The sequence below is a fragment of the Bartonella japonica genome (assembly GCF_040545385.1).
Classification (GTDB): domain Bacteria; phylum Pseudomonadota; class Alphaproteobacteria; order Rhizobiales; family Rhizobiaceae; genus Bartonella; species Bartonella japonica.
Window position 1 is genome coordinate 22,191 of sequence record NZ_JBEPLT010000006.1, and the last position, 13,340, is coordinate 35,530.

At 37.1% G+C, this 13,340-nt stretch carries 10 protein-coding genes and 1 pseudogene; 4 read left to right on the forward strand and 7 right to left on the reverse strand.

Annotation, left to right across the window (positions count from 1 at the left end; translation table 11 throughout):
- Nucleotides 1–408: a 30S ribosome-binding factor RbfA gene (gene rbfA, locus ABID39_RS03835; protein WP_354186208.1), complete on the forward strand. Its 408-nt coding sequence runs from the start codon at nt 1–3 to the stop codon at nt 406–408.
- 4 nt (nt 409–412) lie between these two features.
- Nucleotides 413–1,372, forward strand: a complete 960-nt coding sequence (gene truB / locus ABID39_RS03840) for a tRNA pseudouridine(55) synthase TruB (protein WP_354186209.1) — start codon at nt 413–415, stop codon at nt 1,370–1,372.
- Between the two features lie 518 nt (nt 1,373–1,890).
- Here the strand turns inward: truB and ABID39_RS03845 are convergent.
- The 5 genes and pseudogenes from ABID39_RS03845 to ABID39_RS03865 all read right to left on the reverse strand — a co-directional run bounded on the left by ABID39_RS03845 (nt 1,891) and on the right by ABID39_RS03865 (nt 7,711).
- Entirely contained in the window at nt 1,891–2,019 is a 129-nt protein-coding gene (locus ABID39_RS03845; protein ID WP_354186210.1) for a hypothetical protein, read from the reverse strand.
- Nucleotides 2,020–2,970: 951 nt separating this feature from the next.
- Nucleotides 2,971–3,830 (reverse strand): annotated as a pseudogene (locus ABID39_RS03850) (C40 family peptidase).
- Nucleotides 3,831–4,210: 380 nt separating this feature from the next.
- On the reverse strand, nt 4,211–5,584 hold the full coding sequence (locus ABID39_RS03855; RefSeq protein ID WP_354186211.1) for a leucyl aminopeptidase family protein: 1,374 nt from the start codon (nt 5,582–5,584) through the stop codon (nt 4,211–4,213).
- 13 nt (nt 5,585–5,597) lie between these two features.
- Nucleotides 5,598–6,596 carry a type I pantothenate kinase gene (coaA, locus tag ABID39_RS03860; RefSeq protein WP_354186213.1) on the reverse strand — a complete coding sequence of 333 codons (999 nt, stop codon included), beginning with the start codon at nt 6,594–6,596 and terminating at the stop codon, nt 5,598–5,600.
- Nucleotides 6,597–6,721: 125 nt separating this feature from the next.
- Nucleotides 6,722–7,711 carry an asparaginase gene (locus tag ABID39_RS03865; protein WP_354186215.1) on the reverse strand — a complete coding sequence of 330 codons (990 nt, stop codon included), beginning with the start codon at nt 7,709–7,711 and terminating at the stop codon, nt 6,722–6,724.
- 222 nt (nt 7,712–7,933) lie between these two features.
- Here ABID39_RS03865 and hslV point away from each other — a divergent pair, with 222 nt between their 5' ends.
- On the forward strand, nt 7,934–8,515 hold the full coding sequence (gene hslV, locus ABID39_RS03870) for an ATP-dependent protease subunit HslV (RefSeq protein WP_354186217.1): 582 nt from the start codon (nt 7,934–7,936) through the stop codon (nt 8,513–8,515).
- Nucleotides 8,516–9,826, forward strand: coding sequence for an ATP-dependent protease ATPase subunit HslU (gene hslU / locus ABID39_RS03875; RefSeq protein ID WP_354186220.1), 1,311 nt, complete (start codon nt 8,516–8,518; stop codon nt 9,824–9,826). It abuts the gene before it with no gap.
- Nucleotides 9,827–9,844: 18 nt separating this feature from the next.
- Here hslU and ABID39_RS03880 read toward each other — a convergent pair whose 3' ends face one another.
- Together ABID39_RS03880 and pnp are read right to left on the reverse strand one after the other, a co-directional pair.
- A complete protein-coding gene (locus tag ABID39_RS03880; protein ID WP_354186222.1) occupies nt 9,845–10,843 on the reverse strand; it encodes a class I SAM-dependent methyltransferase in 999 nt (332 codons plus the stop codon).
- Between the two features lie 71 nt (nt 10,844–10,914).
- On the reverse strand, nt 10,915–13,110 hold the full coding sequence (gene pnp / locus ABID39_RS03885) for a polyribonucleotide nucleotidyltransferase (protein WP_354186224.1): 2,196 nt from the start codon (nt 13,108–13,110) through the stop codon (nt 10,915–10,917).
- Nucleotides 13,111–13,340 lie beyond the last annotated feature (230 nt).

The following is a 13,340-nucleotide window of genomic DNA, read 5'->3' on the forward strand; positions in this document are numbered from 1 at the left end:
ATGAAAAATGCAGGGCCATCACAACGGCAACTAAGGGTGGGAGAGCAAGTGCGTCACGCAGTCGCACATATACTGCAACGCGGTATTTTACTCGATGACATCTTGAAAAATATTGTAATTTCTATCTCTGAAGTACGCATGTCACCAGATTTGAAAATTGCCACCTGCTTTGTTTCTCCTCTCAGCACTCTCAAAAATGCTCATCATGTTGATATTGTTGATACCCTTAATAAACATAGCCGTTTTATCCGCAAGGAAATCAGTCATGCATTACGACAGATGAAATACATGCCTGAACTGCGTTTCCGACTTGATAACAGCTTTGATAATTTTTCAAAAATTGATGCCCTGCTGCGCTTACCTGAAGTAGCGCGTGATCTACACCATAATGATGAACCTGAAGAGTAAAAACATGGCACGGCAACGTAAAAAAAAAGGTCGTCCTGTTTCTGGCTGGGTGATATTTGACAAACCAAAAGGTATGGGTTCAACAGAAGCTGTTTCACAAATAAAATGGCTTTTTCATGCGCAAAAAGCAGGACATGCGGGTACGCTTGATCCTCTTGCTTCTGGTCTTTTGCCAATTGCATTGGGAGAAGCAACCAAAACCGTACCCTATGTTATGCAAGGAACCAAAACCTATCGTTTTCACATCGTTTGGGGAGAAGAACGTTCAACAGATGATTTAGAAGGTGAAATAACAAAAACATCTCTCAAACGTCCAACACAAGAAGAAATAGTCGCCCTTCTCCCTAAATATACAGGTATTATTTTGCAAACACCTCCGCAATTCTCAGCAATTAAAATTGCTGGTAACAGAGCTTATGATCTAGCGCGTGAAGGTGAAGTTGTTGAAATTCCACCACGCCAAGTGGAAATAGAAACTTTCAAACTCATAGAAATTGTTACTAAAGAGCGTTCTATTTTTGAAATAACTTGTGGAAAAGGAACCTATGTACGCTCCTTAGCACGCGATATGGGGCGTGATCTTAGTTGTTATGGGCATATTGCCGATTTAAGACGGATTGCAGTAGCACCTTTCCATGAAGATGATCTCATCACATGGGATATGCTAAAAGCAGTAGCATTGGATACAAGCACAACAAATGAAAATGATACTTTTCCTAAAAAAAATTTCGTAGCACTTGATAAACTGCTCATTGAAACAAGCGCTGCACTAGAATGCCTCTCTCATTATACCTTGAATGATCCCCAAGCAAAACGAGTTATGACGGGAAATCCAGTACCACTCTATAACCACCTTTCATCTATCGATGAAGATGAAGTTTGTGTCATTTACAAAGACAAGCTTCTTGCTATAGGTTCTCTTAGTAAAGGATTGTTCAAACCAAAGAGAATTTTCACAATTTAATCCGTTCTTTTCTTTCATTATTTCTCGGAAATAAGATATTTCCTTACCTCAATAAAAAAATAAAATTTCTTTTATGATTCTATGCTCACCTCTTTAGGATAGTTCATGTCAGAAATGAACTGTGATATATTCTTTAAAGACGTATCTCTCGTTGCTCAAAAAATACTCCCGACAACATCTGTGAAAAGTATAGGCCAAAATTCATTATGTACCATCACCTTCACCTACACAAAGGACAAACCAACACAATCATACTCTTTGCCAATCTCCCCTTACCGATATACCCTTGCATTGGAATAGCTCATAAGGAGTATCTTTAGTCCTTCACCTTAAGCGCTCTCTCTCCACACCAATCTCACCTATGACATGAAAGCAAATGATTTTGACTAATTCATCATTAGAAAATTTTGCGATATTTTGAACTTTCACTCAACATACAAAACAATCCATGATTATTATAAATCAATATAATGATAATATACAAAAACAAGCTTATTTATAAATACAAATGACTACTTTCATAGCCAGTGTTCATTCCTGGTGTCATACTTTCCTCTTATCTGAAGAAGCAAGCCAGCACCATCATTATATTTGCACCCCCCAATGGTTGCGACAGCCCTCGCATTAAAACGGTTCAGAAGAGCCATTTTTTCCTTTCTTGTATAAATTTTATCCACACACTCATCCCGCTTATAACGTGCAAACGAATGGTTTTGATTGTTTCAAAATAAATTGTTCAGCAACAATTTATAGAAGGATTTGAACATTACTTTAGGATGTAAATGAAGCCATGAAGGAAAAATTATTGCCCGACTTCACTCTTTTTTGTTCAGCTATATGTTTTTCAAAAATACTCAGAGTAATATATTTTAAATCATGAAAATTATGCAATGCCTTATATTTTTGTTTTATGCGCTTTGTGATAAAATTGAAGATCTGTATCCTCAGAGTACTATATTACTTGGATACAGATTTGCTTAAATAGCTTTTTTCTCTTCATCTTCTATCATACCTATAAATATAGAATCCAAAACCTACTGAAGTGCTGTCATGTTTATCTTTATGAGAGGACAAGCCAATTTTATCATATTTTAGTTCATCCCCTTTGCTTACTATTTATTAAACGCATTTATTCATACTATATGTATCTTATTCATTTCAAAACAACTTTTCAGATGAGAGATAAACTCTTTATATGGGTTTGGCTTAAACAATTTATTCTCATCCAAATTAAGAATATTTAAGCTAATGGAACAGAACTGTATTAAGCAAGCAATCTAAAGTTACATAGATTTTATATAAAATCATTCCTTACCTGTAAGCTGTAGCAATTGAATAAATGCCATTCAGTAAATTGATTGTTTCACATTTATTCCTCTCCAAATATGTGAATATTGAAAAAATTTTTAAATAAATACTGAATATAAATTTTAACAAAAAATAGTGCTTAACCTTATGCAATCTAAATAAGTAGCATCTTTGATTCGTATAAAATCAAAAAATAAAGTCTACATCATCTCTTTAGGATTCAAAATAACCTCCTGCAAGCATATAATAACAGAAGTTTTTGTTCTTTGGACTATATTTAAGAGAACATATTATATTTCTTTAATTAGGAGACGTTTTTCTACAGAATATTGATGTTTTTTAGCAATACGCGTAATTGCTTCTTCCAATAGCTCGATTGTAACGTCCATAGAGAAGCCATTTGCATGAATGATATTTTCATGGTCAGTCATAATGACTGCATAACCTTTCCAAAAAATCAAATCTCCTTGTTGAAGTTTATCATCGTTGATAAGCTGTTTGCCTATAGTTTTCTGCTGTATACCAGTATCGCATAAAACTATTTGTCCAGTCATCACCATAGCAAGCTGGATGAGTCCTGAACAATTAACTCCAAAACCACTAACACCACCCAAAAGGTAAGATATATGGATAAAGGTTTCGGCAACTGTAACATAATCTTCATATACACAACCCATGGGACTGAGATGATGGGAAACTATTGCTTTTCCATTTTCAAGAATAGAATATATTGTGTCACGAACTTCAATTTCACCAACAACACTTACTTTGCTTCCCATAGACAAAACACAATTCACTGATCCGTGTAAGTCAGCTTGAAAATACTGAAAAGTACGCGGGACAGAAACGACATGTATTGTTTTACAGTTGATGTACAAAGAATTGTTGTATCAATATAACCAACGTAATCATCTTTGAGTGATTGTCCCCGTGACATAATTTCTCCTTGTTCAAAGATAAGGAGTTCTTCTCCTAACAAACGCTCTGTTTGTCTTTCCCTTTTTTATTATTTTCTTTAAAGAGTCCTGCAATAGCTGTGTTAATACGTCTTTTCACCTTGTACGAAACGCTCAGCTGTAACTTCTGTTTCAAGACACTTATCTTCTAAATCATCTCTAAATGCGTATAACCTCGGATCTTTAGTGATCATCTATTTACCTCGCATTTTTTGGCTTTACACCTTTAAGAAGTGTCATGATAGATCCATTTGTAAAATTTTTATCCATTGTACAAAGCATTTTCATATTGATAAAGGTACGAGTCAATCTGCAATTTTTTACAGCTCTTCCATTGAAACGCTCATGAGAGACATATTTTACTCTTTTCTGAAACGCTTTTTCTTTCATAGCAGAAAAAGTTTGGAATGAACGAAGCTTACGGTATTTATGTACTCATATAATATGCAAATAATAAATTGTTATTATAAATTAATTACTTATATTAAAAATAAAGTATATAATCACACTTTCAAAAATGATAAGAAATCACTTATGATATTGTAAATCTATACATTTTTGTAGATATTTTTTGTCAAATTTGATTTTTAAAAAGATGATAAAGAGCACGAATAATTTGTGCAGTCCCCCCGACAGGATAGCCAGGCTTTTCTTTTGGAACCCACCCAAAAAGATCAAAATGTGCAAAATATTTGGCTTTTTCAACAAAAGAGTTAAGAAACAAAGCAGCGACTATAGAACCAGCAAAACTATTTCCAGTTATATTGTTAAGGTCAGCGATTGGTGATGACAACATTTCTCGGTATGGTTTCCAAAACGGCATTTGCCAAAGAGGATCTGAAACAGAGTGAGCAGATTGAGAAATTTGTTGTGCCCATATTTCATCATTACAATAAAATGCAGGAAGATCTGGTCCTAATGCTATACGCGCAGCTCCTGTTAACGTTGCCATACAAAGCATAAATTGTGGACTTTCTTCATCACCATAAGCGAGCGCATCAGCAAGAACAAGCCGCCCTTCAGCATCTGTATTACCAACTTCAACACTTAAACCTTTCCGGCTGTGGAGAATATCACCTGGTCGGTAAGCATTAGCAGAAATGGCATTTTCCACAGCTGGAATTAAAACACGTAAACGGAAAGGCAACTTAGCATCCATGATAAGTTTAGCCAATCCTAAAACATGAGCACCTCCTCCCATGTCTTTTTTCATGAGTAGCATGTTCTGAGAAGACTTAATATCAAGCCCTCCAGTATCAAAAGTTACACCTTTACCAACCAACGTTATCTTAGGGTGATTTTCTTGCCCCCAGCGCAGATCAATAAGTCGTGGTGCAGAACCGCCTGCACGCCCTACAGCATGAATCATTGGAAAGTTATGTGTTAAAAGTTCATCTCCAAGAATGCTTTCAACATGAGCACTATAAGTTTTTCCTAGTTGATACGCTTCTTTTTCGAGGGCATCGGGATTCATATCATTAGCTGGAGTATTAATGAGATCACGAACAAAAAAGACAGCTTTATAAAGACGTTGAAGTTCATCGAGATCAATGGCATCATTGACATGAAATAATAACGATTTGAGAGACGTGTTTTGACGATAGCGATTGAATTGATAACTTCCAAATGCTAATCCAAGATAAGTATTCATTTCGCAGGAAGAGGTTCCTTCTAAATGCCAATGGCCAGAAGGAAGCTTTTTAGCGAGATGTCCTGTAATAAAAGGCTCATCACCATTGCCAAGTCCAAAGAAAACTTTTTTTAAATACCCTGTTTCATGAGAAAAGAAGAGTACTTGCCCTGCTTTGCCTGTGAAATCATTAACTTTCATCCATGCTACTGTTGATTCATCAAGTGATAAATCAGCAAGATCTTTTTGATTTATCAAAAAGATAGGACAGCTATTATTAGCACGTGTCGAGCTAAAGTGAATATTATGTAAATGCATATTTAAAAAATCCTTATAATCGTCGCAGTGCAACATATTCAACCAAATGATTTTTTCCTTTGCGTAGAATAAGATTAGACCGTGGTCGCGTTGGTAAGATATTTTCCTGTAAATTTTTTAAATTAATTGTTTGCCAGATATTTTCAGCAATTTTTAAGGATTCTTCCTCATGCAGCAGTGCATAACGATGAAAATAAGACTCAGGATTTTGAAAAGCTGTTTTACGTAAACGTTTAAAACGTTCCAAATACCAATGTCGAATAATTTCTGTTTCAGCATCTACATAGATTGAAAAATCAAAAAAATCTGAAACAAAAGGAATAATTTTTCCATCTTTAGGAAGATCGCTAACCTGTAATACATTGACACCTTCAACAATTAAGATATCAGGACGATCAATAATCATTGTTTGATTTTCCAGAACATCATATGTCATGTGCGAATAAAGTGGAGCACTCACATTCCCAATGCCTGTTTTTATAGCAGAGAGAAAGTACAGCAATTTTTTGATGTCATAGGAATCTGGGAATCCTTTACGGTGCATACGATTTTTTTTCTGTAAGACTGCATTAGGGTAGAGAAAACCATCAGTTGTAATCAAGTCAACTTTCAGACTAGAAGTCCAACGTTTCAAGAGCTCTTGAAGAATACGAGCGGTGGTTGACTTTCCCACAGCTACAGAGCCAGCAATTCCAATAATAAAAGGGGTTTTTCTGCTTCCTTTTTGATGTAAAAATTGCTGACGCTTGTGAAAAAGCTCCTGTACTGATTCAACATGGCACGACAACAAACGCGATAAGGAAAGATAGATACGTTGCACTTCTTCAAGGTCAATTGGATCATCAATCGAGCGCAAACGTTTAATTTCATCAAAGGTCAAAGTAAGAGGAGTATCTGCACGAAACTGAGACCACTCTTGTGCAGTAAAGATACGATAGGGTGAATATCGATCAGAAACGGACTTGACCAGGTTATCTTCCTGATCAGTTTTTGAGAGAACTATATCAATCATTTTGTTTGTCAAGACTTTACTTTACTGCGGTGATCGTAACTTAAGGATAGATAGGCAGACTATTTCATATACAAATGAATTTTATTTTGCATGTTTTCTTCTTTTAAATAATAAAGAATTTTTCATTAGCTGATAGTCCAATCATCCCAGTGTGCGCGTATTTGTTCCAATGAGTACCCTTGCGCCAAAAAAGTCCATAAAAGTAAACGTGCTTTTACTGCTGATAAATAACCAGACATAAGGACACCAGAAGAAATCATATCAGTTTCTGAACCTTTATAGCCATAAGTTTTGCGGGTTGTTGAGCCACTGTAGGTACGACTAGCAATAATGATTGGCATTTTTTTTGTATATTGTCGCACAATATCCGATTCTTCAAAACTGCAATGTCCCGATCCGAAACCAGCAATGACAAGTCCAGCATAATATCCACTTTCAAGGCAGAACTTTATTAACTGTGTATCAGAAGATAAAGAAGAGTGTAAGAGTGCAACTTGATGATCTTTCTTTTTAGGAAAATCAAATGTTGTTTGAAAAAAATTTCTATCATTGAAATAAATAGGCTTCCCCTCCAAAATCGTTCCTAAAATACCTGTCAGTCCTGACTGAAATGTTTCAATTTTAATAGTATGGCTTTTCTGAACCCAATAAGGTGAGTGAATGCTATCATTAATAACAACTAAAACACCTCTGTTTCGACTTTGTGGATGGATAGCTACCTGTGTCGCTGCTAAAATATTAGCAGGTCCATCAGCACCCGCTTCAGAAGGTATACGCATAGCACCGGTTACAATGAGTGGTTCCACTTTATTCCAATAGAGGGAAAGAAAAAAAGCTGTTTCTTCCAAGGTATCAGTACCTTGAGTTAAAACAACACCTGCTGCACCAGCCTCTATCTGTTGTGTTGCCCACTCGATTATTTCAAAAAGTATTTTAAAAGACAAAGATCCACTCGGTAATTGTGTGAGTGTTTGTGCGTGAATATTCGCAACTTTATTTAAATCAGGAACACTTTTGATAAGGACATCTGAGGTTAATGTTGGCTGCACTTGTCCAAAACTATCAGCAGCCATCGCAATTGTTCCTCCCAAAGTTCCTATTGCTATTTTTTTCATAATTTTTCCTTTAAAGGGTGCCAAATGTTTATAAAAACTATTTAGCAACAATTTGCATTGATAACAACGATATCATTTTTTTCATTTCAGCAAATTGTTATAGTGCTAAAACATTGTGTTTTGCATTATATGTTCTTAAATAGAGACAATAATGATTGAATTTTACATTTAATTGAAAGAAATCAATATTAAGAATAGAGGTTAATATTAAGGAGTTTCCTTATGGCAGAACATAAACCTGACACAATGTATGGTACAACTATTATTACTGTACGAAAAGGTGGCAAAGTTGTGATGGCTGGTGATGGTCAGGTATCGCTTGGGCAGACGATTATGAAAGGTAATGCACGTAAAGTTCGTCGCCTTGGCAAGAGTGAAACGGTTATAGCTGGTTTTGCAGGTGCTACAGCAGATGCTTTCACTTTGCTGGAAAGATTGGAAACAAAGCTTGAGCAATATCCTGATCAACTTATGCGTGCATGTGTCGAACTCGCAAAAGATTGGCGAACAGACCGCTATTTACGTCGTCTTGAAGCAATGATGCTTGTGGCTGATAAGAAAATAACTTTAGCTCTAACAGGGCTAGGTGATGTCTTAGAACCAGAAGATGGGGTTATGGCAATAGGTTCTGGAGGTAATTTTGCTCTTTCAGCTGCTCGAGCTCTCATGGATGTAGACTTGGATGCCGAAACAATTGCTCGTAAAGCTATGGATATTACCGCTAAAATTTGTGTTTACACCAATGATCATTTTACGATTGAAACATTGGATGCAGAATTATCTTCTTTAGAGAAAGCTATGTAAATGTGTGTTGTATTTTCCCCTCGTGAGACTGTTTCTGAACTTGATCGTTTTATTATTGGTCAAAATGATGCCAAACGTTCTGTTGCTATTGCACTGCGCAATCGGTGGCGTAGACAACAGCTTGATGGTCCGATGCGTGAAGAAGTCATGCCCAAAAATATTCTAATGATAGGGCCAACAGGTGTAGGTAAAACAGGTATCGCGCGTCGATTAGCAAAACTTGCCGGAGCACCTTTTGTCAAAGTAGAAGCGACTAAATTTACTGAAGTTGGTTATGTGGGACGTGATGTCGAGCAGATTATTCGCGATCTTGTTGAAATTGCTATTTCTCTTGTACGTGAAAAAAAACGAGATGAAGTCAAAGTAAAAGCTCACATGAATGCTGAAGAGCGTGTTTTAGATGCTCTTGTTGGTAAGACAGCAAGTCCTAGCACCCGTGATAGTTTTCGCAAAAAATTACGTGACGGTGAACTAGATGAGAAAGAAATTGAAATTGAAGTAACCGATAATAATAGCAATAGCACTTCGACCTTTGATATTCCTGGTATACCGGGTGCGCAAATGGGAATTATGAATTTGTCAGATATTTTTGGCAAAATGGGAAGTCGTACAAAGGTTCGCAAAACGACAGTTAAAGATGCTTTTAAGCCACTTATCGATGATGAATCTGAAAAACTTCTTGACCAAGATCACATTATTCAAGAAGCACTCCGTGTTGCTGAAAATGATGGTATTGTTTTTATCGATGAAATTGATAAAATTGCAACCAGAGATGGTGGTGCAAGTACTGCTGTTTCGCGTGAGGGTGTTCAACGTGATCTTTTGCCTTTGGTTGAAGGAACAACTGTTGCCACAAAATATGGACAAATTAAAACAGATCACATCCTTTTTATTGCTTCAGGTGCATTTCATGTTTCAAAGCCATCTGATTTGCTGCCAGAGCTTCAAGGACGTTTACCCATCCGTGTGGAGCTAAATGCTCTTACAAGAGAAGATTTACGACGCATTTTAACCGAACCTGAAGCAAGCCTGATTAAGCAATATATCGCGTTAATGGCAACCGAAGAGGTGCATTTAGAAATTACTGATGATGCAATCGATGCATTAGCAGATATCGCTGTGGATTTAAATGCAAGGATTGAAAATATAGGAGCACGTCGTTTGCAAACAGTCATGGAGCGCGTTTTAGATGAAATTTCTTTTACAGCGCCGGATAAAGCTGGAACCTCCTTTAAAATTGATGCTGCTTATGTCAAACAATCTATAGGAGACCTTGCAGCAGATATCGATCTTTCACGTTTTATTCTTTAGGGATATTGTTGTTTTCATTTAACGACGTGCTTCGATAACTTTGAAGCCATGGGCTTTTTCATGTATCATGACTGTGCGAAAAACATTTTTTAATACTGTTTCATAAGGCAGGTGGCGGTTGGCAACAAGAAGAAGATTACCACCTGGCTTGAGGTATTTAGCAGAATTTATAATAAAATGCTGTCCCAATGAAACATCTGTAGTTTGGTGCATATGAAACGGTGGATTGGAAATGATGGTGTCATACAGATCTGTGATTGGTTCATGCACAAGATCATGCCAGTAGAAATGTATCGGACAAGAAGTCTTTATGAATCCAAGATGCCGTTTAGCTGCTTCTAAAGCGTTGTAATCAGCTTCATAGAGATCAAGACTTGTTAGCTTGTCACTTCTTTCAAGTGCAGCATAAGAAAGGAACCCCCATCCGGCACCAAAATCTGCAGTTTTTCCACAAATAACCTGAGACATATGCAAAGCAAGTGCAGCAGATCCTGGATCGATACGTCCATGCGAAAACATACCAGAGGCTGTTTGAAAGTTATTTTCAAAAGTAAGCGATGGTGAGCGTAATTGTGCAAGGTTCTGTCTGTCTATTTTTTGTGGAACTTGTAACCAAAATACGATCCCATGTTTTTTAGATAATTTCTCGGTAATGGGAATAATTGCTTTGATCCATTTCATCATTGAAGCGGCACCAGCAGTTTTATTTCCACCGATGATGATCCATCCACCAGGTTTGACACATTCTAATAAATCAAGAAAACAATTTTGATTGAAACCACGATATTTGCTCAATTGCAAAAATGCACCATCATAAAGAAAGGTTTGATTGATTTGAGGAGAACAGCTCAATTGAGCCTTGGAAAATTTTAAAAAATCTGGCCGCCAAGGCGCTATAATTTTTAAATTTTGTGCCCATTCTGAAGCAGGAATTTCTGTTAGACCAAAGCCTACCCAAGATTGATCCGAATTGGGAAACGGCAGGCTGTCATTTTCAAATGGCAAAAACAGTAACACATACAACTCTTTCAAAAAAAAACGCCATCTCATATTAAGATGGCATTTCGTTATATGAAAAGAAAAAAAGATTATCCTTCTTTTCTTTTACTTCTGCGCCTATTATCAGATTTACTGTTTTCATCAGCGCTTTTTTCTTCTTTTATCGATTGATCACCTGTGATTTCCTCACCGGTTTGTTGATCGACAGCTTTCATTGATAAACGAACCTTACCACGTTCATCAAATCCCATGAGCTTCACCCAAACTTTATCACCTTCTTTAACAACATCTGTTGTTTTTGTAACACGTTCAGACGCGAGTTGTGAGATATGAACAAGCCCATCACGGGAGCCAAAGAAATTTACAAATGCTCCAAATTCCGCAGTTTTTACAACTGTTCCTTGATAGATAATACCAACTTCAGGTTCATCAACAATCGAGTGAATCCAGCGCTTTGCTGCTTCGATGGTTTTAGCATCAGCAGAAGCAATCTTAATAGTTCCATCATCTTCAATATTGATTTTTGCCCCAGTTTGTTCAACGATTTCTCGAATAACTTTACCTCCAGAACCGATAACATCGCGAATTTTATCAACAGAAATGTTCATAACTTCGATACGTGGAGAAAATTCACTCAGTTCAGCACGTGCACAGATCAAAGCTTTAGCCATTTCATTAAGGATATGGATCCGACCATTTTTAGCTTGATCAAGTGCAATTTTCATAATTTCTTCGGTAATACCGTCAATTTTGATATCCATCTGCAAAGCAGTAATACCATTTTCTGTCCCAGCCACTTTAAAATCCATATCGCCAAGATGATCTTCATCGCCTAAAATATCAGACAGAACAGCAAAGCGCTCCCCCTCTTTAATCAAACCCATAGCAATACCTGCAACAGGACGTGCCAAAGGAACCCCAGCATCCATGAGAGCAAGCGAAGTCCCACAAACGGTTGCCATGGAAGAAGAACCATTAGATTCAGTAATTTCTGAAACTGCACGAATAGTATAAGGAAAGGATTCCTTCGCTGGTAACATAGGATGAATTGCACGCCACGCTAATTTACCATGTCCAATTTCGCGGCGCCCAGGAGAACCAAGTCGTCCTGTTTCACCCACTGAAAATGGCGGAAAATTGTAATGAAGAAGGAATGTTTCCTTGTACATGCCCGTTAAATAATCGATATATTGTTCATCTTCACCAGTACCCAGTGTTGCCACAACAATCGCTTGTGTCTCTCCACGGGTAAAGAGTGCTGATCCATGCGTACGAGGTAAAATACCAACTTCTGATTGGATAGGACGAACTGTTGAAAGATTACGCCCATCAATACGTTTTTCCGTATTAAGAATATTCCCGCGGACAATTTTTGCTTGCAACTGTTTGAAAACAGTCGCAATTTGGTCTGCACTAAACTGGCAGTCCTCTTCTTTTTCTGGCATAAATTTATTGATGACTTCTGTTTTTATCGCATCAATTGTAGCATAACGCTCTTGTTTATCAGTAATAGTGTAAGCTTTTCGTATATCCTGTTCAACCATTTCCAGCATATTTTTCTCAAGATCAGAGAGATCTTCAGGAACAAAATCACGCGGATCTTTTGCAGCAACTTCAGCAAGTTTAATGATGGCATCCAGAACAGGCTGAAAGCCTTTGTGCCCAAACATAACGGCTCCCAACATGATATCTTCTGGCAATTCTTGTGCTTCTGATTCAACCATCAACACAGCACTTTCTGTTCCGGCAACAACAAGATCCAGTTTTGATTCGGGCATTTCATCGATATGAGGATTGAGAACATATTGTCCATTACAGTAACCAACACGGGCACCTGCAATAGGCCCCATAAAAGGGACACCTGACAGAGTTAGTGCAGCTGAAGATGCAATCATTGCAAGGATATCAGGATTATTTTCAAGATCATGCTGTATAACGGAAACAATAACTTGCGTGTCATTTTTATAACCATTTGCAAAAAGGGGGCGGATCGGACGATCAATCAAACGTGAAACCAAGGTTTCATTTTCACTTGGTCGGCTTTCACGTTTTAAATAACCACCAGGTATTTTACCAACAGCATAGAATTTTTCTTGATAATTGACGGTAAGTGGAAAAAAATCTTGATCCGGTTTTGGACTCTTTGCCGACACAACGGTCGCTAAAACAATCGTTTCTCCGTATGTGGCAATCACCGCACCATCAGCTTGACGTGCGATTTTCCCTGTTTCAATGGTAAGTGGACGACCGGCCCATTCAATTTCTATCTTATGCGTTTTAAACATGTCTTATCCTTAAATGACCAGTGTTCACATCTTTAAATGCTTATATTCTGGTTTTGCATAGCAAATTTTATAGCTGTGGGCAGGATAACAAAATACTTCTGTTTTTTTTGCGAAAAGAAAGAAATCGCTATTGATACACGAAGAACTTAGAAATCCTGCCCCATAAATAATTACTCGTCAGTTTTTAAAGTTTTTAACGAAAAGCAGCAAGTTAAAAAATGGGAGGATTT

Excerpts from the sequence above, each read along its gene's own strand:
- rbfA (WP_354186208.1), top strand. The coding sequence starts at position 1 with ATGAAAAATGCAGGGCCATCACAACGGCAACTAAGGGTGGGAGAGCAA.
- truB (WP_354186209.1), top strand. The coding sequence starts at position 413 with ATGGCACGGCAACGTAAAAAAAAAGGTCGTCCTGTTTCTGGCTGGGTG.
- ABID39_RS03845 (WP_354186210.1), bottom strand. The coding sequence starts at position 2,019 with ATGGCTCTTCTGAACCGTTTTAATGCGAGGGCTGTCGCAACCATTGGG.
- ABID39_RS03855 (WP_354186211.1), bottom strand. The coding sequence starts at position 5,584 with ATGCATTTACATAATATTCACTTTAGCTCGACACGTGCTAATAATAGC.
- coaA (WP_354186213.1), bottom strand. The coding sequence starts at position 6,596 with ATGATTGATATAGTTCTCTCAAAAACTGATCAGGAAGATAACCTGGTC.
- ABID39_RS03865 (WP_354186215.1), bottom strand. The coding sequence starts at position 7,711 with ATGAAAAAAATAGCAATAGGAACTTTGGGAGGAACAATTGCGATGGCT.
- hslV (WP_354186217.1), top strand. The coding sequence starts at position 7,934 with ATGGCAGAACATAAACCTGACACAATGTATGGTACAACTATTATTACT.
- hslU (WP_354186220.1), top strand. The coding sequence starts at position 8,516 with ATGTGTGTTGTATTTTCCCCTCGTGAGACTGTTTCTGAACTTGATCGT.
- pnp (WP_354186224.1), bottom strand. The coding sequence starts at position 13,110 with ATGTTTAAAACGCATAAGATAGAAATTGAATGGGCCGGTCGTCCACTT.